This window comes from Klebsiella sp. HMSC09D12 (assembly GCF_001808475.1).
Taxonomy (GTDB): domain Bacteria; phylum Pseudomonadota; class Gammaproteobacteria; order Enterobacterales; family Enterobacteriaceae; genus Klebsiella; species Klebsiella oxytoca.
Genome location: NZ_KV793482.1, coordinates 1 through 21,714, shown reverse-complemented (window position 1 = coordinate 21,714; position 21,714 = coordinate 1). Strand labels below are relative to the sequence as shown.

The following is a 21,714-nucleotide window of genomic DNA, read 5'->3' as shown; positions in this document are numbered from 1 at the left end:
AGATCGTCGTCGCAATTCTGCCACATCCCCGGCTCGCGCTGCGCTCAGCCGGGCTACGGGTTTACCGTCGTCTGCGGACAAGTCGCCCGGATAAGACGTTTACGTCGCAATCCGGGAATAATGAAAAATTTAAGCCAGCTGCTTCGTTTCTGCATCCTTGCTGCTGTTCAGCGCCAGCGAGACCGCCAGAGTCTGAGCCAGACACAGGGAGGCCACCTGCGAGCGGAAACCATCAACCTGCGCCTCGCGCACGACAAAGCAGACGTCGCTGAAGGCCGCCAGCGGGCTGACCTGGCTGTCGGTAATCGCTATCTGACGTGCTTTACGCTGCGCGCCGAGCTCCACCAGTTCAACCACTTCCCGCGCATACGGAGAGAAGCTCACCGCCACGACGACATCTTTCGGCCCGACCAGGCTGAGCTGTTCGGTAAACATGCCGCCCAGACCGTCAATCAGGAACGCTTTACGGTCCAGATGGCGCAGGGCGTAGGTCAGATAGGAGGCGACGCTAAAAGAGCGGCGCAGGCCGATAACGTAGATATTTTCCGCTTCCGCCAACAGCGCGACCGCACGCTGCAGATCGTCGCCGGAGGTCTGCATCGCCAGCTGCTGCAGCGCCTGAGTATTAACCATAGTGAACATATTCAGAATTTCGGTCGGCGTTTCCGGCGGGGTTGCGTCATCCGTGGTGGTCTGGCGGAACAGACGCGCGCGCTCGGTATAGTTAGCGGTCTCTTCCATCAGGTGCTGCTTGAACATCTGCTTCATTTCGTTGAAACCGCTAAAACCAAAGGCGTTAGCGAAGCGGATCAGCGTGGAAGGGGGGACGTCAGCTTGTTGCGCGATAGAGGCCACGGTATCGAAAGCCACGCTATTGCTGTTATCGAGAATATAGCGGGCTACCTGTTTCAGGCGTTTGCTTAACGTATCGTAGCGACGCCTGATTTCATCCTGCAAGATGGTAAGTTGGGTCGGATTATTGGCCATAGATTGCGCTCTGAGAAAATGAAAGGAATATAATTTCCAGTGTATCAAATGAAGCGAATTTTTCATTTACTACGATGAAATACGCGATTCATTTCACGAAGATCCAGAAAAAAGCCCGCATCTTTGGGAAAGGATGCGGGCCAGGTTAGTATCAGCCGCGGGCTTCGCGCCAGTAGCCGATGAGCGTGAGATAGTTGCGTTTGACTTCGTCAATCAGCGCCTCATCGCTGAGCTCTCCCTGCATCCAGCGCCGTGAAGGCTGGCCAAAAATGGTGCGTCCTACGGCAAAACCTTTGATCATCGGATGCTTCGCCGCTTCGGCAAAACCGGCGCGCAGACGGTCCGAAGGGGCGTCCAGGCCGAGGATTAAGATCCCGCGGCACCAGCTATCTTCGCGCGCGATCAGTTTGCCAATCCTTTCCCATTCCGCGCTCGACAGCGGCGGCAGCTTCCACCAGTCCGGCTGGATGCCCAGCTGATAGAAGTGCTCCAGCATGTCGTGGTAGTGGCGTTCATCTTTATCCGGGCCGTTTTCCGGCAGAATAATTTCCAGCAGCAGCTCATGCCCGGACTTGTTGCACGCCTGCCAGACCTCCAGCAGCAGCGCATCCTGTTCGGCGCGCAGCTCGGCCGGGTCGGCCGGGTGGTAGAAGACCAGGCATTTCACGACGTGCTCCAGCGGCCAGTCGATAAGCTGGGAACCGATGTTGCCATGTTCCAGGCGCAGCGGGCGCGAGCTTGGCATTTCAATCGGCCGGCCAATCCACCAGCCCTTGCCGGTGATGGCATTGAGCGAGCGCTGGCCGTAGGTGCCATCGGCGAGAATGCCGCTGCGGCCGTCAAGACCGGCTTCGTCTGCGGCGGCTTCCGCGGCCGCCAGCAGCAGCAGCTTCAGCTGCGGAATACAGGATTCATCACGCCCGGTTTCCAGCGCCAGGTCTGCCAGCTGCTTACGGTGGTCAAAGGCGAAAATGCACAGCTCCGGCCACGCCTGGCGGCGGCTTGTGACGCGATGGAGATGGTTGAGGCGAGCGTCGATATCCGGACGCGGGACAGATTCTGCTCGCGACAGATAGTCGTCAAGTTCGGCTTTGGTTGGCATCGCGGGCGCGCAGCCGTGACGTGAAACCACCAGCGCGCCGCAGGCGTTAGCGTAGCGACAGGCCTGCTCCCAGCCTTCGTCGTTAAGCCAGCCGCGCAGCAGGCCGGACATAAAGGCATCGCCAGCGCCGAGGACGTTAAGCACGTCTACGCGCACGCCCTGCTGCAGCGGCACGCTATCCCAGCTGTCGGGAATGTCGCCTTCCAGCACCACGCAGCCCATCGGACCGCGTTTGCAAACCAGCGTCGCTTTCGTGGCGTTACGCACGTTTTTCAGCGCGGTCAGAGTATCGGTACTGCCGCCGGCAATATGAAACTCCTCTTCAGTCCCCACCACTAAATCGAACAGATGCAGGACTTCCTGCAGCTGGCTGGTCACCTGACCGGACTCAATGAAACGCGTTTCGCCGTCGCCTAAAGAGGTTAACCCCCAAAGCACCGGACGATAGTCGATATCCAGCGCCGTACGCAGGCCGTGACGGCGCGCGTACTCCAGCGCCTTCAGCACCGCTTCACGCGTGTTGGCGTGCGAAAGGTGGGTACCGGTTACCGCCAGCGCCCGGGAGGAGGCGATGTACTCTTCCTTAATGTCTTCTGGCGAAAGGGCCATATCGGCGCAGTTATCGCGGTAAAAAATGAGCGGAAATGTCTCCTGATCTTTAATCCCCAGCATCACTAACGCCGTCAGGCGCTGCTTATCGGTGATCAGATATTCGGTATCGACGCCGGCGCGGCTGAGCGTTTCGCGTAAAAAACGACCATTGTGCTCATCGCCCACGCGGGCAAGCATCGCCGATTTTAATCCCTGTATAGCGGTGCCGAAGGCGACGTTGCCGGAAGAGCCACCCAGGTACTTAGAAAAACTGGCAACATCTTCCAGCCTCGCGCCAATCTGCTGGGCATAGAGATCGACTGCCACCCGGCCAATACAGATGACGTCGAGTCGCTTTACTGCTGCATTCATAGCTAGGGTTTCCTTTTGCATTTCTGCTGTACGGAAGAGTCGGGATGCCGACAGCGTCTCCGAAAACAGCCTGAGGGTTATTGGTTATCCCTAGTTTGAGAAATAAATATTTCATTTGCAAACTAGATCGAAATTAAAAAACCAAAAATGTGAGGGATATACCACTCTGCCGCGCCGAGCCCCATTCTGCCTCAGATCCTGCGCGCCGAGGTAAAGCTGAACTACCGGCCATTTACTATCACTCTTTACCTATGATTTTTAAGGGGATATTAAGAGCAGTACCGCGTAAATTGCGTGTTATCCCGGATACAGGATGTGAATGAAACGGGTGAAATGCATAGAGAGTTTGATCCCTCTCGCAAAATGAAATATTTCTTCTGTATTTCTATTTAATGAAAAAAATGTTTGCCTATAATCCAGAAGTATTCCAGTGGCGTTAACGATTTTCCTGGCCCATCGCTTGTCACGCTGGGCGGGGTAAAACGCTGACCTACACGCAAATACTGAACAATAAGGATTGGGCAACATGGGCAAACTGAGACTGACAATGGCGCAGGCGCTGGTGAAGTTCCTGGATAACCAGTACCTGGAAGTCGATGGCGAAGAGCATAAGTTCGTTAAAGGCATCTTTGCTATCTTTGGCCACGGCAACGTGCTGGGAATGGGCCAGGCTCTTGAACAAGATAGCGGTGAAATGCGGGTCTATCAGGGGCGTAACGAGCAAGGGATGGCGCATGCCGCCACCGGTTTTGCCAGACAGTCCCTGCGTCGTCAGATTATTGCCTGCACCTCCTCCATTGGCCCCGGCGCGGCAAACATGATTACCGCTGCCGCCACCGCGACCGCCAACCGCATCCCTCTGCTGCTGCTGCCGGGAGATGTGTTTGCGACCCGCCAGCCTGACCCGGTATTACAGCAAATTGAGCAGAGCCACGATCTCAGCATTACCACTAATGACGCGTTTCGCGCGGTGAGTAAATACTGGGATCGCATCACCCGTCCGGAACAGCTGATGAGCGCCTGCATCAACGCCATGCGTGTGTTGACCGACCCGGCGGAAACCGGTGCGGTCACGCTCTGTCTGCCGCAGGATGTCCAGGGCGAAGCCTGGGATTATCCGCAGTCCTTCTTTACCCGTCGGGTACACCGCCTTGACCGCCGTCCGGCCAGCGTCGCACAGCTGGCGGATGCGGTGGCGGCGATTAAAGCCAGCCGTAAGCCGCTGATCGTCTGCGGCGGCGGGGTGAAATACTCCGGCGCCGGCGAAGCGTTGACCCATTTTGCCGAACGCTACGGCGTACCGTTTGCCGAAACCCAGGCGGGTAAAGGCAGCGTTGTCTCTTCGCATCCGTATAACGTGGGCGGCGTCGGCGAAACCGGCTGCCTGGCAGCGAACCTGCTGGCGAAAGAGGCGGACTTAGTCATCGGTCTCGGCACGCGTTTCAGCGATTTCACCACCTCGTCAAAATGGATTTTCCAGCACCCGGGCGTGCGCTTCCTCAATATTAACGTCAGCAACTTCGATGCCTGGAAGCTGGATGGGATTCCGATGCTGGCGGATGCCCGCGAAGCCCTCACCGCCCTCGATGACGCCCTGTCCGGCGAATCCTGGCAAGCAGGCTGGGGCGAGCAGATTGAAAGCGTGCAGAGCCGCCAGCTGAAAGAGACCCAGCGCGTTTACCAGGCGGTATGGCAGGAAACCGCTTTCGTCCCGGAAATCGACGACCATCTGGATCGGGAATCGGTGTATCGCGAATTTCGCCAGATAACCGACTCCACCCTGACGCAAAGCAGCGTCCTTGGGGTACTCAACGAAACGCTGCCGGCGGATGCGGTGATTGTGGCGGCGGCAGGTAGCCTGCCGGGAGACCTGCAGCGCGTCTGGCGCAACCGGGCCACCAACACCTATCACGTTGAATACGGCTACTCCTGCATGGGGTATGAAGTCAGCGCCGCGCTGGGCGTGAAGTTAGCCCAACCGCAAAGCGAGGTCTATTCGCTGGTCGGCGACGGCTCATTCATGATGCTGCACTCCGAGCTGGTGACCTCCCTGCAGGAGCGCGCGAAGATCAACATCGTACTGCTCGACAATATGGCCAACGGCTGTATCAACAACCTGCAGATGGAACACGGTATGGACAGCTTCGGCACCGAGTTCCGCTTCCGCTGCGCCGAATCGGGCCAGCTGCAGGGCGGCCTGGTACCGGTAGATTTCGCCACCGTCGCTGCCGGCTACGGCTGCAAAACCTGGCGCGTCACGACGCTAGAAGAACTACGCCACGCGCTGGACGCCGCGCGCCGCGAAACCGTCAGCACCCTGATAGACATTAAAGTGCTGCCGAAAACCATGGTGCACAAATATGGCAGCTGGTGGAACGTCGGCGTCGCGCAGTCTGCGCTCTCCGAGCGGATCCGTAAGGTTGCGCAAATGATCAATGAAAAACGCGCTCAGGCGCGGGATTACTAAAACAGAACACAAACCCTGAACCCTACAAATCTCGGGAGAAAACCAACTATGTCACTCAAATTAGGTGTCATCGGTGCCGGCGCTATCGGTAAAGAACATATCCGTCGTTGCACTCAGGTACTGCAGGGAGCCACGGTAGTGGCGGTTTCGGATATCAACGAAGAGAACGCGCGCGCCGCGGTTGCGCTGCCGGGCGTGCATGCCGAAGTGTACGCCGACGGTCATGACGTGATTAAGGCCAGCGATGTGGATGCCATTCTGGTTACCTCATGGGACCCCACCCACGAAGAGTACACGCTGGCCGCCATCGCCGCCGGGAAGCCGGTGTTCTGCGAGAAGCCGCTGGCGATGAGCGCGGAAGGCTGCCGCCGCATCGTTGATGCGGAAATGAAAGCCGGTCGCCGCCTGGTGCAGGTCGGATTTATGCGTCCTTATGACGAAGGCTATCTGGCGCTGAAAAAAGTGATCGATGACGGCGATATCGGCGCGCCGCTGATGCTGCGCTGCGCGCACCGCAACCAGTCGGTAGGTGAGGATTACATCACCAACATGGCGATCACCAACACCCTGATTCACGAGCTGGATGTACTGCGCTGGCTGCTGAATGACGACTATGTTTCCGTGCAGGTGCGCTTTCCGCGCTCCACTTCCCACACCCATGCGCGCCTGAAAGACCCGCAGATCGTGTCGTTTGAAACGAAAAAAGGCACGCTGATCGACGTGGAAGTCTTTGTGAACTGTCAGTACGGCTATGACATCCAGTGTGAAGTGGTGGGGGAAACCGGTATTGCCCGCCTGCCTGAGCCGTCGGCTGTGCAGATGCGCAAAGCCGCTAACCTGTCGACCGCTATCCTGACCGACTGGAAGGATCGCTTTATCAAAGCGTATGACGTTGAGCTACAGGCCTTTATCAATGATGTTCAGGCCGGTCAGCTGCACGGCCCATCGGCATGGGATGGCTACGCGGCATCCGTTGCAGCCGACGCCTGTATCAAAGCCCAGGGCACCAGCGAGCCGGTTGAGGTGACGCTGCCTGAGTGCCCTGATTTCTACAAACGCTAATCCCGCTTTGCTGACGGAACTTCTTTGCACAGGTAACGACGATGAAAATTGCTTTTGACGTTGATGTCATTAAAGACCTCGGGGTCACCCGAATGGTCCATCAGGTGGCGGAGTGGGGCTACAAGTACATTGAGCAATCGCCGCACCCGCAGATCAACCCGTTCTACAAGCACCCGCGCGCCAGCCGGGAAATTATGGCTGAGTACAAGCAGGCGCTGCGCGATACCGGCGTAGAGCTCTCTTCGTTTATCTGCGTCTACCGCTGGTCCGGTCCGGATGAGCTGCGCCGTCAGGCAGCAGTAAAAAACTGGAAACGGCTGATCGAAATCGCGGTTGAAATGGGTGTACAGGTGATCAACACCGAGTTCTCCGGCGATCCTAACCAGCCGGAGATTTGCGATGAGATGTTCTATCGCTCCATGGAAGAGCTGCTGCCGATTTTTGAGCGCGAAGGCATCCGCGTTGAAATTCAGGCGCATCCGTGGGACTTCTGCGAAGAGAACAACGAAACCGTCGATATCGTGAAGTCGTTCCGCAGCGATAACGTTAAGTACGTTTACAGCGTCCCGCACACCTTCTTCTATGACAAAGGCGTGGGTGACGTTGAGAAGATGCTGCGCTACGCGGGAAGCGATCTCTCCCATGTACTGATCGCGGATACCCGCAACCATACAAAACACTGCCGCTATATCGTTAACCCACCGGGCGTAGATGCCGTCGTTCACCAGCACGTGGGCGTCGGGGAAGGGGATGTTGATTTCGACGCGCTGTTCCGCACCCTGCGCGATATGAAATTTGCCGAGCAGACCTTCAAGGTCGGCGGTGAGCCTATCGTGGCCACCTCGCTGTTCGGCTACCCGGAAAAAATGAAATACCAGGCAGTGGAAACCCGTGAACTCATCGAACGTGAATTGCTGCGCCGGTAGGCGCAGCGGCAGGAGCCCCCTACTATGAACAAAGATAACGTAAAACTGGCTATCGCCCCAATTGGCTGGACTAACGACGATATGCCGGAGCTGGGCAGCGAGAATACTTTTCAGCAAATCGTCAGCGAAATGGCGCTGGCGGGTTTTACCGGCAGCGAAGTCGGCAGCAAATATCCACGCGATCCGGCGGTTCTCAAGCCGATGCTGGATATCCGCGGCATTCAGATTTGCAACGCCTGGTTCAGCACCTTTTTTGCTAACGGCCAGCGGGAAAAAACCATTGATGAATTCGTTAACCACATGAATTTCCTGCATGCTATGGGCGCGAAAGTGATCGGCTGCTCGGAGCAGAGCGGCAGTATTCAGGGGCTGGAAAAGCCTATCCTGGAGAATGAGAAACCGTGCTTTAGCGAAGAAGAGTGGCAGCGGGTGGCGGAAGGCTATAACACCCTCGGTCGTCTGGCGGCGGAAAAGGGCATGCAGGTCTGTCTGCACCACCATATGGGGACCGGTATTCAGACGACGGCAGAGATCGACAAGTTTATGTCGCTGGTGGATGACAAGGTCTTCCTGCTCTACGACACCGGACACGCCTGGTATTCCGAAGGCGGCGAAGAGCCGATGCTGGCGATTCTGAAAAAATATCTGCCGCGCATTAACCATGTTCACCTGAAAGACGTACGTCCGCCGGTGATCGAGCAGGTGCGCCGCGAAGGACTCTCCTTCCTGGATGGCGTGAAGAAGGGGACCTTCACCGTGCCGGGCGACGGCGTCATTGATTTCCGTCCGGTGTTTAAACTGCTGGACGAGCATGGCTATAAAGGCTGGATGGTGGTTGAGGCCGAGCAGGATCCGGCGCTGGCCAACCCATTCGAATACGCCGTAAAAGCGCGTAAATACATCCGCGAGACGGCAGGAATCTAATCGTTGTTTCATTTTCAGGCCATACGCCGTATGGCCTGCTTTTTTGCCCCATCACTCAGCAGTAGCTCAAGACGTAGAACGAAAACAACACGTCGGTGAGGCCTCGGCCTCTGCATTCAGACTAGAGCAAATCTTCCCTCAAACAAGGCGGGTTACTGGAGTCTATTATGTCTAAGGAACAATATCTTACACTCAATAAAGCGTCGGGACCGAATAGCAATACCCCGACAACGCCCTTTGTAAAAGTTGTCGCCCTGATCGCGACGCTTGGCGGTTTACTTTTTGGCTATGATACCGGGGTGATTTCCGGTGCCTTACTCTTTATGGGCACCGAGCTTCATCTCACTCCCTTTACCACCGGTCTGGTCACCAGCTCGTTGCTGTTCGGCGCCGCCTTTGGCGCACTGCTATCTGGCAATCTGGCGAATGCGGCGGGCAGAAAGAAAATTATTCTGTGGCTGGCGGTACTTTTTGCCATCGGCGCGATAGGTACCTCTATGGCGCCGGACGTTAACTGGATGATTTTCTTTCGTCTTATTCTCGGCGTCGCGGTCGGCGGGGCGGCGGCTACCGTTCCGGTCTATATCGCCGAGATAGCTCCCGCGAATAAGCGCGGACAGCTGGTTACTTTGCAGGAACTGATGATCGTATCCGGTCAACTGCTGGCCTATATTTCTAATGCCACGTTCCATGAAGTCTGGGGCGGGGAAAGCACCTGGCGCTGGATGCTGGCGGTGGCGACGCTACCCGCCGTGCTGCTCTGGTTTGGCATGATGTTTATGCCGGATTCACCGCGCTGGTACGCGATGAAAGGGCGCCTGGCGGAAGCCCGTCGCGTGCTTGAGCGCACCCGGCATAAAGATGATGTTGAGTGGGAGCTGCTGGAAATCACTGAAACGCTGGATGAACAGCGCAATCTCGGTAAGCCCCGGTTCAGCGAGATTATGACCCCGTGGTTGTTCAAGCTGTTTATGATCGGTATTGGTATAGCGGTTATTCAGCAGCTTACCGGTGTAAATACCATTATGTACTATGCCCCCACGGTACTGACCTCGGTTGGTATGACTGATAATGCCGCGCTGTTTGCCACTATCGCCAACGGCGTAGTCTCAGTATTGATGACATTCGTTGGCATCTGGATGCTTGGCAAAATTGGCCGTCGCCCAATGACCATGATTGGTCAGTTCGGCTGCACCGCCTGCCTGGTCTTTATCGGTGCGGTCAGCTATCTGTTGCCGGAGACGGTTAACGGCCAGCCTGATGCGCTGCGTGCCTATATGGTTCTGGCAGGGATGTTACTGTTTCTGAGCTTTCAGCAGGGGGCGCTGTCGCCGGTGACCTGGCTGCTTATGTCGGAAATTTTCCCAACCCGTCTGCGCGGTATTTTTATGGGGGGGGCGGTATTTTCAATGTGGATTGCCAACTTCCTGATCTCCCTGTTCTTCCCGATACTGCTGGCGTGGTTAGGGCTTTCAGGCACCTTTTTTATCTTCGCCGGTATTGGCGTATTTGGCGCGATATTCGTCATTAAATGCGTACCGGAAACTCGCCACCGTAGTCTTGAACAAATTGAGCACTATCTGCGGGATAAGCTGGACACCAGTGAAGAAGGGCAGGCCGCCAGGGCCCGGCGAATAGTGGCTGAATCGCAGGCGAATAAAGTGTAACGCTGAGCGGTATCTGCGATGCTGGATAGGTACTCAGCGGTCTGTACGGCCCGGGCTAATGAGCCGTATCGAACGATCCCCTCCCCCTTGAAACAGGGGGAGGGGGTACACTGCTTCCGTACGCTATGACAGAAGATACCTCAACTATCGACGGGGATAGCGAGGGAAAGGGCTACTTCACTTCCGCCAGCGCGGTCTTATCGACGTAGGGCTTCATCAACGCATCGGCTTCCTTCTGCGCCGCCTGCACCGCGGCTTCCGGGGTAACATTGGCATCATTGACCACCGCGGCCAGCTGGTTTTCCATCGCCTTACGCACGGCAACGGTCTCCCAGGTGGAGTACCACGGATGGGCATACTTCAGCTGTTCGAGGGCGATAGCCGCGCGCGGATCCTGCTGCAGATACGCCTTCATTTCCGGCGTATCGTAGGCGGCCTTACGCGGGGAGAAGTAGCCGGTAAAGCGACTCCAGGCGCCGTTGACCTGCGGGCTCACCAGATACGTCAGGAACTGATACGCCGCTTTTTTCTGCGCGTCGTTGATGCCTTTGAAGCTAACCAGGCTGGCGCCGCCGATCGGTACCGCCCGCTGCTCTTTAGCCGGCAGCATCGCCACGCCCAGCTCAAAATCTTTGCTGTTCTCGCGCATAAAGCCCAGCGCGCCGGTGCTCAGCATCGCCATTCCGACTTTGCCGGAGAAGAAGCTGGCGCCGATCTGTTTCGAATTCAACACCCCGGAAGGCATCACTTTGTCTTTATAGACCAGGTTCTGCCAGAAGCGCAGGGCGCCGATGGTGGTTGGCGTGTTGTAATAGACTTCGCCCGGATAGTCCTCGTTAAAGTATTTCCCGCCGTTAGCGCGCACCAGCGCCGAGAAGATCCAGCCGCCGTAATCATCATTAGTCGACGGCAGCATGATCCCCCACTGGCCTTTGCTTTCGTCGGTCAGCTTTCTGGCGTCCGCCAGCAGCTCGGCCCAGGTTTGCGGCGGCTGTTTGATCCCGGCCCGATCGAACATCGTTTTGTTGTAGTAGAGGATCGGCGTCGAGTTATGGAACGGGATCGCATAGGTGGTGCCCATCACCTGGGCGTTTTTATGCATGGCGGGCCAGAACGCCTTCACCAGAAAATCCCCCGCTTTTTGATCGCCATACTGGAACAGTTCGTCCATCGGCAGGATCTCATCTTTCAGCGCCAGATCGGTGGTGAAGTTGGCGGACATAATCACCAGCGCGGGCGGCTGCCCGGCTTTCTGCGCTGATTCGGCTTTGATCTTGGTGGTGTCGTAGTTGCCGGTAAAGATCCCGCGCACTTCGACATCCTGCTGCGACTCGTTGAATTGCTTAATGACGCGGGTCATCTCCATGGTCAGCTTGCCGTCCACCGGCGCCGGAAACATGAAGTCGATCTTCTCTTTCGCCAGCGCCGCGCCGCTCAGGGCAAGGCTGAGCCCAACCGCGAGAGCGGTGAGAGGTTTAAACATGGTCTGTCTCCATCAGTAAATTATGCTGTTTCTCAGCATGAAAAAGATGCACATCGGCAGGTGAAAAGCCGAGGATCAGCGAATCGCCTTTCTCCGGTACCGCGCCGCGATGGCGACGGCTAAAGCGTAAGGTGCCGATGGGGGTGCTGACGTGGAGCAAATAATCGGCTCCCATCAGTTCTCGTTGCAGCACGGTGGCGGGCAAGCGCAGATGGTTCTCCTCCACGCGGTCGCTGATATGTTCCGGGCGAATGCCTAACCACACTCGGGATTCTTCACGGTAGCGCGGCGGCAGCGGATAGCGCAGCTCACCCAGTAATACCTCACCATCAGCGCAGGGCAGTGAGAGCAGATTCATCGCCGGAGATCCGATAAACCCGGCGACAAACAGGTTGGCCGGGTTGGCGTACAGATACTCCGGTCGCCCGACCTGCTGTACGTGGCCGCTGTTCATCACCACGATGCGGTCGGCCATCGACATCGCTTCCGTCTGGTCATGGGTGACGTAGACGGTACTGGTTCTGAGCTGCTGGTGGAGATCCATAATGCTGTCGCGCACTTCGCTACGCAGGCGGGCGTCGAGGTTGGAGAGCGGCTCATCCATCAGGAACAGGCGCGGATTGCGCACAATCGCCCGCGCCATCGCCACCCGCTGCCGCTGGCCGCCGGAGAGCTTCGCCGGTTTGCGATCGAGCAGGGTATCCAGCTGCAGCATCTGCGCGACTTTATCCACCCGCGGCTGCCAGCTGGTCTTCTCCTCTTTGCGCACCTTCATGCCGAAGGTGATGTTGTCGCGCACCGACAGGTGCGGAAACAGCGCATAGTTCTGGAAGATCATCGCGAAGTTGCGCTCTCTGGGCGACATTTCGGTGATGTTCTCATCGTGCAGCCAGATCTCCCCCTCGCTGACCGGCTCCAGCCCGGCGAGCAGGCGCAGCAGGGTGCTTTTACCGCAGCCGGACGGGCCCACCAGCACCACGAATTCCCCTTCGCGAATATCCAGCGACAGGGCGCTGAGGGCCGATTTACCGTCAAACTGTTTACTGATGTTTTGCAGACTAAGCATGGCGTTTAGCAATCTTCCGTTGGGCAGCTGATATTTTCGTCGTACATCCAGGGGCCGGCGTAGTGGGTCAGAGGATGCTGATAGCTCACCCACTGCTCGTCGACCTGGCGATGCATCAGGCACGACGCCGGAGAGAGGTCGTAGTACGGTCGGGTATCTTCATGCAAGTAGGGCACCTGGTGGACGGTTCCCGGGATGGTGGAGATGATGGCCTGGCGATACTGGGTCATGGTCAGGCTGTGGTTATGGCCGCAGAAAATGCGCGTCAGCGACGGGAAACGCTCAACCAGCGCCAGCAGACGATGGCCGTTTTCGCAGGCGATAGGGTCCATCTGCGCGTTGCCCAGCGGCAGCGGCGGATGATGCATAAATACCGTCGCCGGTTTATCGCCACCATCAAACAGCTGGGCTTCCAGCCATTTGATGGTTTCCTCGGTCAGCCAGCCTTTCGACGTGCCCGCCCGGCTGGAGTCGATAAACAGCAGGCGAGTGGCAAAATCGTCTACCGCGTAGTGCATGTTTTGCGCGTCGCGGCCGAGCTGCGGGCACAGCGGATGCAGGTACTCCAGAAACAGCGCTTTATCGTCGTGGTTGCCGGGAATGAGATACAGCGGATAGTTCAGGCTGCCGAGGATCTGACGGGCGACCTCATACTCTTCCGGGCGGCCGCAGTTGACGATATCGCCGCTCACCACCACCGCGTCCGGACGCTCCTGCAGGGCGTTCAACTGGGAGACGACGTCGGCATTGGCGGCGTTGACGTCAATAAAGCCGTACAGCTTCTGGCCGCGGCTGCGGAAATGGGTATCGGAAATTTGCGCTAACAGCATGAAGAGCTCCTTATTTGATCCCGGAGAAGCCGAAGCTTCGCAGGAACTGTTTCTGGAAGAGGATAAACGCCAGCATCAGCGGCAGGCAGACCATTAGCGTGCCGGCGCCGATGATGCCCCACTGACCGCCGGATTCGGCGCCCATGGCGAACGAGACCAGCCCCACGGTCAGCACCTGTTTGTCCGGGTCGTTCAGCATCATCAGCGGCCACAGATACTCGTTCCAGTGGTAGGTAATGCTGACGGTGGCGAAGGCCAGCACCGACGGCCAGGACATCGGCAGCAGCACGCGGAACAGCACCTGCCACCAGCGACAGCCCTCCATCAGCGCCGCCTCTTCCAGCTCTTTGGGTATGGCCAGAAACGCCTGACGCATCAGGAACACGCCGAACGCCGAGGTGAAGTAGGGCATCATCACCCCGGTGAGGGTATTAAGCAGGCCGAAGGTTTTCAGGGTCAGCATGTTCGGCACCATCATCACCACCGGCATGATCATCAGCTGGACGAGGAACATCAGGAACAGCGTCTTCTTGCCGCGAAACTCGTGGCAGGCGAAGACGTAGCCGGCGGTGGTGATGGTCAACAGCTGCACGAAGAAGGTGCCGAAGGTGAAGATAAGGGTGTTGGCGTAGAGGCTCAGCCAGTCGGCGCTGGCCCAGGCATCGCGGAAGTTATTCAGCGTCAGCGGCATACGGGGCAGCAGCGAGGCCATATCCTCGCCGAAGGTCGTGGCGCTGAACGAGGTCGCCAGCATCCATAAAAACGGGCTCATCCACAGCAGCGCCAGGCAGCACATTAATACCGTGAGCGTAAAGGGCTGCGAGCGGCGCAGGCGCAGCCAGAGCGGGCGCGATGCGCTGTGCGATCGCAGCGCCAGCGGCGAGATTTCAGCGCTCATAGTGCGCTCCTTTCTCCAGCAGTTTGAGGTTAATCAGCGAGAAGGCAAACAGCCCGGCCAGCGTCAGGAAGGTGGCGGCGGAAGCTTTACCTAAATCATGGGTGTCCCAGGCGAGGTTCTGGATGTAGTAGAGCAGTACTGTCGTGGCGTTATCCGGCCCGCCGCGGGTCATCACCGCCACGTGGTCGATCTGGGTGATGGAGTAGATCAGCGCCGTGGTTATCACAAAGCTCAGGGTCGGGCGCAGCAGCGGCAGCGTGACCTTAAAGAACACCTGCGTGCGGGTGGCGCCTTCCATGATCGCCGCTTCGCGCGTGGAGGCCGGGATGCTTTGCAGCCCGGCGAGGAAAAACAGCATGTAGTAACCGGCGAACTTCCACACGCCAATCAGCGCCAGCGCCAGCAGCGCGCTATTGCTGCGCCCCAGCCAGTTGTTGTTCATCGGGCCGAACAGCTTCGCCAGATAGTGGTCGAGCAGGCCAAGGCCGGGCATAAAGATAAACAGCCACAGCGCGGCGGCGCTGACCATCGGGATAATCATCGGGAAGAAGAAGGCGGTGCGCAGCCAGCGGTTGACGCGGTGATTCTCGGTCAGGGCGACCGCCAGCAGCAGGGCGAGGGTCACGCCCGGTACCACCGTCAGCAGGATATAAAGCAGGTTATTCACCAGCGACTGCCAGAAGACGTTGTCGGCGAACAGACGACTAAAGTTCTCCAGCCCGACATACTGGCCGCCGTCGCTGACCATGCGGGTATCGAACAGGCTGTCATAAATCGATCGCCCGAGGGGAAACCAGGTAAACAGTAATAAAAACAGCAGGGAAGGCGACAGTATCAGCCAGGGAAGCCAGGTTTTTCTCATGGTGGCGGACGTCTCATTCAGGCGTTTGTAGAAGCCCGGATTGTGAGAAGGATTGACTGCAAACGTATGGCGGGGAGATGACGGTTTAATGACCAGGGAAACAAGCGCCGGGCAGACGGGCCGCCCGGCATCACCCCGGTCAGTGGCGTTCAGGCCGCGAGGCTGCGGCCTGAAGCATGATGAGGAACGATCAGAAGTCGGCTTTCAGCACCACGCGGTAGCGGGCCTTGCCCTCGCGAACGTGCTTCAGCGCCTCGTTGATCTGCGACATCGGGAACAGCTCGGTGGTTGGCGCAACTTTGCTGCGTCCGGCAAATTTCATCAGCTTGCGCAGCTCGGACGGGTTGCCGGTGGCCGAGCCGGAGATGCTGCGGTCGCCGCCAATCAGGGTAAAAGCGGGGACCGGGAACGGCTTCATTACCGCGCCGACGGTGTGGAAGTTGCCGCCGTACGCCAGCGCTTCAAAGTACGGCTGCCAGTCGAGATCGACGGCGACGGTGTTGATAATCAGGTCGAACTGGCCGGCCAGCGCCTTTAAGGCTTCGGGATCGCGGCTGTTCACCACGCGATCGGCGCCCATTGCCAGTACTTCCTGCTCTTTCGCCGGGTTAGAGCTAAAGGCGGTGACTTCCGCGCCCATCGCGTGCAGCAGCTTGATGGCGATATGGCCGAGGCCGCCAATGCCGATGACGCCGACGCGGCTGTTCGCCGTGACATGATGCATCAGCAGCGGTTTGAAGACCGTGATGCCGCCGCAGAGCATCGGCCCGGCGGATTCAAGATCGACGTTTTCCGGCAGCGGGATCACCCATTGCCAGTCGGCGCGCAGCTTATCGGCGAAGCCGCCGCGGTTGATGATGGTGGGCACCGAGCCTTCCAGACAGTTCACGTGGTTGCCGCTGATACAGGCGTCGCAGTGGCCGCAGCTGCGCGCCGTCCAGCCAATGCCGACCTTCTGGCCAACCTTCAGCCCCTTATCCTGCGCCGCGCTGCCCAGGGCCGCCACCCGGCCAATCACTTCGTGACCGGCCACCAGCGGATAGCTCGACATGCCCCATTCATTGTCGATCATCGACAGGTCGGAGTGGCAGATCCCGCAGTACTCCACCTGCACTTCGACATCTTCCGGCTTGAGGTCGCCGGCATCGTACTCCCACAGCGACAGATCGGCGCCCGCTTCTTTGGCGGCGTAACTTTTAATAGTGCTCATGACAGTTTCCTTGGGTTTGGCGTAGTTAAGAAGGAAGTGTAGAGCATGGGGCGAGGGGACGCTTGGCAGAAGGAGGGGGGAAGGAGGGGTATAGAGGAGGGAAAAATGTGCCCTGAAGAGGCTAACACACTGAGCCGATGAAAAATTCATCACTTGGTGGCAGGTGAATGCAACGTTGCTTGCATGGCAGCGTATGACAGGTATAATCCAGAACGTTTTCCGTATCCTTTCCGTGCCGGAGTGGCGAAATCGGTAGACGCAGTTGATTCAAAATCAACCGTAGAAATACGTGCCGGTTCGAGTCCGGCCTTCGGCACCATACAAAGCTTTTTTCAAGTCTACTAACGTCTACTTTAGTCCATAAAAACAGTAAGTTAAGCAGGTTTCTGGCTTTTCTTAGTCTGTCTACGTCTACTCAATTCCTTGAACATATACCAACTGATGATGGTATAACTGATGGTATTCCCGGTTCGATTGATTTTGGTACCAACACTGGAGGTATCAACTGATGGCTCTCACCGATATCAAAGTTAGGACTACCAAGCCCTCCGACAAACCCTTCAAACTCACCGATGGGCAGGGTATGCACCTGCTGATCAATCCCAATGGTTCAAAATACTGGCGACTCCAATACCGTTTCGATGGCAAACAGAAAGTTTTAGCATTGGGTGTTTATCCAATGGTCTCACTTGGTGAAGCTCGCAGGAAACGAGATGAGGCCAAAAAGTTGGTATCTGATGGTATAGACCCTTCCGAGAAGAAAAAAGCCGACAAGATCGAGCAAAGTGAAGCTTTGACATTCGAGGCTGTCGCAAGGGATTGGCATACTGCCTGTAAAAGGAAATGGTCTGATTCCCACAGCGAGAGAGTTCTAAAAAGCATGGAAGATGGTCTCTTTACTGCCATTGGTAAAAGAAAAATATCCGAGCTTAATACCAGAGATCTTCTTGCCCCTATCAAGGCCGTTGAAGCTTCCGGGCGATTGGAAGTTGCTTCCCGCCTACAGCAAAGAACAACAGCAGTAATGCGATATGCCGTCCAGAATGGGCTGATAGATTACAACCCTGCTCAGGAGATGGCAGGAGCTATTGCCGTAGCCAAAAGAACCCACAGGCCAGCTTTGCCATTCGAACGATTCTCAGAACTCTTAGAACGAATTGATAACTTCAAAGGTAGGAAACTCACGAAGTTAGCCGTAAAACTGACATTGCTAATTTTCATTCGTTCCAGTGAACTCAGATTTGCTCGTTGGTCAGAGATAGATTTCGACAATGCCATGTGGACTATCCCTGGGGAACGTGAGCCATTGCCAGGGGTCAAACATTCTCATCGAGGCTCAAAAATGAAGACCCCACACCTCGTGCCGTTAAGTCGTCAGGCTTTAGAACTCCTCAAAGATATCAGAGAAATCAGCGGGGAATGTGAACTTGTGTTCATTGGTGATCATGATTTTAGAAAGCCTATGAGTGAAAATACGGTAAACAAGGCTTTAAGGTCTATGGGCTACGACACTACGGTTGAAGTATGTGGACATGGTTTTCGTGCGATGGCATGTAGTGCGTTGATCGAATCGGGAAAATGGTCAAGGGATGCTGTTGAACGGCAGATGAGCCACCAAGAGCGAAACTCCGTTCGTGCTGCCTACATACATAAAGCAGAGCACATTGATGAGCGAAAGTTAATGCTTCAATGGTGGGCCGATTACCTTGACCTCCTTAGAATACGACAAGTTTCACCATTTGATTTTAAAAGGATTTAACTATGAATAAGTAGTTAAGTAATCGCTCTCCCTTATCAACTTTGTTAAGGGAGAATTAATTCAGATAAGCAGTGTTAACTCATTCAAGCTTTGAATACAGTGGAGGGATTAATGAAAGTAGTAAGCCCTTATGAAGAATTAAAAAGCTGGTTTAGTCTCGAAAACTATGAGCAGTTAAAATCACTTACAATCAAAGAACTGCATACTGAACTTGCCTTTAGAGAAGCGATTTTCGACAGTGTAAATTTTGGATGGGAAGATGATAATCAAAATTTAAGATCTATCCTTGAAGGTAATCCTATTTTAAGCACACAAGATAATAATCATGGTCATTTTGGCAAGGGCCAAAGACATGTTGCACAGGTTAGCTTCGGTGATATAAAAAAATTAGAGAACAAGTTAATAATGTTTAGCATGGATTTTTTTGAAGAAAATGGCGATTTCAAAAAAGAGTTGAAAACGAAGCCAATAACAAAAACTATGAGAGACTTTTTTCTTAACCAAAATAGCAGCAAGATGTATGTTACATTTGATTTAGGAATGTCCAGCGATGAAGAAATTATAACAGCCTTACAAACGATGCTACCCATTCTCAGGAAAGAATATGAAATTGAGCCAGTAAAAACAGAAAAAATTGGACTGGCAAAAATAAGAAAGCTTGTCGATTACAATATTATCCCAATGATGGATCTATTGATTTGGGCAAAATTTAAAAAAGTAAAAATCTCAAATATGGTCTTGTCTCGTGTCTTGTATCCCGACTTTACAAGTGAGATCAGAGGAGAAGATCACATTAAAGATACAGACAGGCCTGTTGCAGAGAAGTCATTGAATGGAGAAACAACCCGTAGTCTCGAATACTTTATCAGCAAAAACAGCCATCTCCTCAACATACCGATTTCTGAACTCGGCTCTTTCTAGTTGTAAATCATCATGTTAATTGTCAAGGGGAGGGCGTAAATATTTTTCTTCCCCAGAATTTCCTTTCATTCTTCCCTCATCTAACTTTTCAGTTATCAGCATTCCCTTCATAGATACAAATCTGTGTGGCTAATATCTCCGTAACGGAAACGGAGGAGACAGCCAAATGAATACAATCAATCAAAGCTTAATTCGTTTACCAGAAGTCTTGAAACGAACTGGTTTCGGCAAAGCCTGGATCTATCGTCTGATCAGTGAAGGTCGGTTTCCGGCACCAGTGAAGATCGGTGTTCGTGCCGTTGCTTTTGTCGAGAGTGAAGTTGACGAGTGGATTCAATCAGTTATCGAAACAAGTCGAAATAATGTTGCTTAGTTAATTTGGGGAGACATGTTATGAATATCGAAGAATTTGTGAGTGAAGATAACCATATGTGCAATTTAGGCGATGATCTTTTTTACAAGATCTTCGAGTTGGGGGCAATCTATGATTTACCTGATAATGAATTTAACAGAAAGATTGTTTACTGGTTAAGCCAGTATTTAGTAGGGAATCTAAGGAAACCGTTAGATGAGATCTCTGAGCTTAATGCTTCCAAACAGATATATGTTTACGAGACTTGGTTCTCGTTAATTAAATGCCCTGATGAAATGAAACTTTTGGCGAAGCGGATAATTCTATATCTATTGGATTAATAAATTTTTATGAAAATGTAAGGTTTGGATGAATATTTTCGGTTAAAACTTTACAGAATAACTTACATTATTTTTATGACCGTTTATTCGCAAGGCAGTGAGATAATTTTCGAGGTATTAGGTGTACATAATTCTAACTAGATCTACCAGATGATAATTTGACAGGAATAATCGTCTATCTCACTGTTTTAATTTAACTAAATGACTTAATCGATTCAAATAAATTTGTAAATCTAAGAAATGCTTATTATTAATATATTGGAATTATACTTTTTGTAAAGTTTAGGAGGAAAATATGCGTAGTATTTGTGTGGATTCTTTTATGTTCGAAAATGGTGAGAGATATTGTCATATTGTAAATAAAAATACTGGTGAACCATTGTATTATCCTAACTTGTATATAACAACACAGGTCAGGAATCGGTCAGAGTCTATATCAACAATGAAGGTTATTGCCGGTAGCATTTCATTGTTATATCGATTCTTTATGAGGAAAGAGATCAATATTGATGAAAGAATTCAGAAAAAGATATTTCTGGCTCCTCATGAAATTGAAGATTTGATTGAATTCACTTCATTCAATTTCCGAGATGGCGAGGATGATAATTTTAGGAGTTCAAATGTCAAAAAACCAACTAAGTACTTTCGGATTACAACTATAGCTAACTATCTGGAATGGCTGTGCAAAATACATCTTTCTCATACAGGACAGAAGGATACTCTCAAATATATTTTAGATTTCATTAACAACATAAAACGAAAGAAACCGAGAAACAATGATAAATATAATATGGATATAGAAAAAAGCTTAGATAAAGAACAATTGGATTCTTTATTTAGCACTCTTGCACCGGGTAGTAAATTAAATCCTTTTTCAAAAAAAGTGCAAAAAAGAAACAATCTAATATTCCTGCTATTACACTGCTTTGGCCTGAGAGCAGGTGAACTTTTGAATCTGCGAATTGGTGATATAGATTTTGCAGAATCGACAATTGCAATAAGAAGAAGAGCAAATGATAAAACAGATCCACGAGTGTATCAGCCATTAGTTAAAACTTGTGAGAGGAAATTAATTGCTGATACAAAGCTCATGTTTGAAATTTCAGATTATATTATGAATGATCGAAGAAAGATAAAAAATTCTAACAAACATGATTTCCTGTTTATTACTTATAAGGAAGGAAAAACTCAAGGGCAACCTATTTCATTTTCATCATATCACAAAGTGGTGAGTGTTGTTCGTCAATCCTCCTCACTTCTAGGGGGATTGACAGGTCACAAACTCAGACATACATGGAATTATGAGTTTTCGAAAGCAATAGACAAGAATCAGGACATATCCGATGAAAAAGAGCAACAAATCCGTTCTTATCTCATGGGATGGCGACCGGGTTCAGAAACTTCAATGATTTATAATCGCAGGCATATTTTTGAGCTATCGAAAAAAACTGCACTTCAACAACAAAAGAAACTATTCAAAGGAGAATTTGATGAATAATTTAATTAAATATAACTCTGATAAAATGTCTTTGCATGAGCATAAAATCGTCAGTTCGATTGAAAGCAATGGAATCAATCTTACAAACTTAATATATGCTATGAACGAAAATTTGGTTTGTGGATTTGTATATACAGTACAATATTATTTTAATAGTAACAGCTATTTGTATGTGAAAAATATTGTTAGAAATATGGAGAGTCTTATCCGTAAAGTATCTCCTACTCAAATTGATGATAAGGTTCTAATTGAATATCAAAATAAGAAATTATCAAAAGCCCCAGCATCACTTCGCGTTTTACGACCATTTTTGATTAAATGGTTTGAGTTAGGATATCCAGGAATAGATGAAAGTGCGGTAGAACTGGCTTTGTTGAATAAATCGAACTTTTGCTG

18 protein-coding genes, 1 tRNA gene and 1 pseudogene are annotated in these 21,714 nt (G+C 53.1%); 12 read left to right on the top strand and 8 right to left on the bottom strand.

From position 1 onward, the window contains the following. Window positions 1–129: 129 nt before the first annotated feature. Window positions 130–987 carry a MurR/RpiR family transcriptional regulator gene (locus tag HMPREF3178_RS14715; protein ID WP_004098142.1) on the bottom strand — a complete coding sequence of 286 codons (858 nt, stop codon included), beginning with the start codon at window positions 985–987 and terminating at the stop codon, window positions 130–132. A 151-nt stretch (window positions 988–1,138) separates the two neighbouring features. Next, window positions 1,139–3,052: a bifunctional 5-dehydro-2-deoxygluconokinase/5-dehydro-2-deoxyphosphogluconate aldolase gene (locus HMPREF3178_RS14710; protein WP_064345352.1), complete on the bottom strand. Its 1,914-nt coding sequence runs from the start codon at window positions 3,050–3,052 to the stop codon at window positions 1,139–1,141. A 526-nt stretch (window positions 3,053–3,578) separates the two neighbouring features. On the opposite strand from HMPREF3178_RS14710, the gene iolD reads away from it, so the two are divergent. From iolD to HMPREF3178_RS14685, 5 genes are all read left to right on the top strand, one after another. Further along, window positions 3,579–5,519 (top strand): 3D-(3,5/4)-trihydroxycyclohexane-1,2-dione acylhydrolase (decyclizing), encoded by a 1,941-nt coding sequence (gene iolD, locus HMPREF3178_RS14705; protein WP_032728804.1) that lies wholly within the window; start codon window positions 3,579–3,581, stop codon window positions 5,517–5,519. Between the two features lie 48 nt (window positions 5,520–5,567). Next, window positions 5,568–6,581, top strand: a complete 1,014-nt coding sequence (locus HMPREF3178_RS14700) for a bifunctional inositol 2-dehydrogenase/D-chiro-inositol 1-dehydrogenase (protein ID WP_004108840.1) — start codon at window positions 5,568–5,570, stop codon at window positions 6,579–6,581. A 41-nt stretch (window positions 6,582–6,622) separates the two neighbouring features. Beyond that, entirely contained in the window at window positions 6,623–7,507 is an 885-nt protein-coding gene (locus tag HMPREF3178_RS14695) for a sugar phosphate isomerase/epimerase family protein (protein ID WP_004098146.1), read from the top strand. 24 nt (window positions 7,508–7,531) lie between these two features. Further along, complete coding sequence (iolE, locus tag HMPREF3178_RS14690) at window positions 7,532–8,431, top strand: myo-inosose-2 dehydratase (protein WP_004108838.1); 900 nt, start codon at window positions 7,532–7,534, stop codon at window positions 8,429–8,431. 167 nt (window positions 8,432–8,598) lie between these two features. Next, entirely contained in the window at window positions 8,599–10,098 is a 1,500-nt protein-coding gene (locus tag HMPREF3178_RS14685; protein ID WP_004108837.1) for a sugar porter family MFS transporter, read from the top strand. A 172-nt stretch (window positions 10,099–10,270) separates the two neighbouring features. On the opposite strand, the gene HMPREF3178_RS14680 is transcribed toward HMPREF3178_RS14685, so the two are convergent. From HMPREF3178_RS14680 to ahr, 6 genes are all read right to left on the bottom strand, one after another. After that, window positions 10,271–11,581 carry an ABC transporter substrate-binding protein gene (locus tag HMPREF3178_RS14680; RefSeq protein ID WP_004108836.1) on the bottom strand — a complete coding sequence of 437 codons (1,311 nt, stop codon included), beginning with the start codon at window positions 11,579–11,581 and terminating at the stop codon, window positions 10,271–10,273. Next, window positions 11,574–12,647: an ABC transporter ATP-binding protein gene (locus HMPREF3178_RS14675; protein WP_070556577.1), complete on the bottom strand. Its 1,074-nt coding sequence runs from the start codon at window positions 12,645–12,647 to the stop codon at window positions 11,574–11,576. The genes HMPREF3178_RS14680 and HMPREF3178_RS14675 overlap by 8 nt, the downstream gene beginning before the upstream one ends. Window positions 12,648–12,652: 5 nt before the next feature. Continuing rightward, window positions 12,653–13,477, bottom strand: a complete 825-nt coding sequence (locus tag HMPREF3178_RS14670) for a phosphodiesterase (protein WP_070585261.1) — start codon at window positions 13,475–13,477, stop codon at window positions 12,653–12,655. Window positions 13,478–13,487: 10 nt separating this feature from the next. Continuing rightward, a complete protein-coding gene (locus tag HMPREF3178_RS14665; RefSeq protein ID WP_023320236.1) occupies window positions 13,488–14,375 on the bottom strand; it encodes a carbohydrate ABC transporter permease in 888 nt (295 codons plus the stop codon). Then, entirely contained in the window at window positions 14,365–15,237 is an 873-nt protein-coding gene (locus HMPREF3178_RS14660) for a carbohydrate ABC transporter permease (RefSeq protein ID WP_049088883.1), read from the bottom strand. Before HMPREF3178_RS14660 ends, HMPREF3178_RS14665 begins: the two co-directional genes overlap by 11 nt. 190 nt (window positions 15,238–15,427) lie before the next feature. Next, window positions 15,428–16,447: an NADPH-dependent aldehyde reductase Ahr gene (gene ahr, locus HMPREF3178_RS14655; RefSeq protein WP_004108819.1), complete on the bottom strand. Its 1,020-nt coding sequence runs from the start codon at window positions 16,445–16,447 to the stop codon at window positions 15,428–15,430. 234 nt (window positions 16,448–16,681) lie between these two features. On the opposite strand from ahr, the gene HMPREF3178_RS14650 reads away from it, so the two are divergent. The 7 genes and pseudogenes from HMPREF3178_RS14650 to HMPREF3178_RS14620 all read left to right on the top strand — a co-directional run. Then, window positions 16,682–16,766, top strand: a tRNA-Leu gene (locus HMPREF3178_RS14650). 189 nt (window positions 16,767–16,955) lie between these two features. After that, entirely contained in the window at window positions 16,956–18,206 is a 1,251-nt protein-coding gene (locus tag HMPREF3178_RS14645; RefSeq protein WP_070585259.1) for a tyrosine-type recombinase/integrase, read from the top strand. A 111-nt stretch (window positions 18,207–18,317) separates the two neighbouring features. Then, on the top strand, window positions 18,318–19,127 hold the full coding sequence (locus tag HMPREF3178_RS14640) for a DUF6387 family protein (RefSeq protein WP_070585257.1): 810 nt from the start codon (window positions 18,318–18,320) through the stop codon (window positions 19,125–19,127). A gap of 166 nt (window positions 19,128–19,293) precedes the next feature. Continuing rightward, the gene (locus HMPREF3178_RS14635; protein WP_001092369.1) at window positions 19,294–19,500 is read left to right on the top strand and encodes a helix-turn-helix transcriptional regulator; all 207 of its coding nucleotides are present in this window, start codon (window positions 19,294–19,296) and stop codon (window positions 19,498–19,500) included. A gap of 20 nt (window positions 19,501–19,520) precedes the next feature. Further along, window positions 19,521–19,820 (top strand): hypothetical protein, encoded by a 300-nt coding sequence (locus HMPREF3178_RS14630; RefSeq protein WP_032723346.1) that lies wholly within the window; start codon window positions 19,521–19,523, stop codon window positions 19,818–19,820. Between the two features lie 295 nt (window positions 19,821–20,115). Further along, on the top strand, window positions 20,116–21,318 hold the full coding sequence (locus HMPREF3178_RS14625; RefSeq protein WP_070585255.1) for a tyrosine-type recombinase/integrase: 1,203 nt from the start codon (window positions 20,116–20,118) through the stop codon (window positions 21,316–21,318). Continuing rightward, window positions 21,311–21,714: pseudogene (locus HMPREF3178_RS14620) on the top strand (site-specific integrase); the annotation flags it as partial. The gene HMPREF3178_RS14625 and the pseudogene HMPREF3178_RS14620, both read left to right, overlap by 8 nt.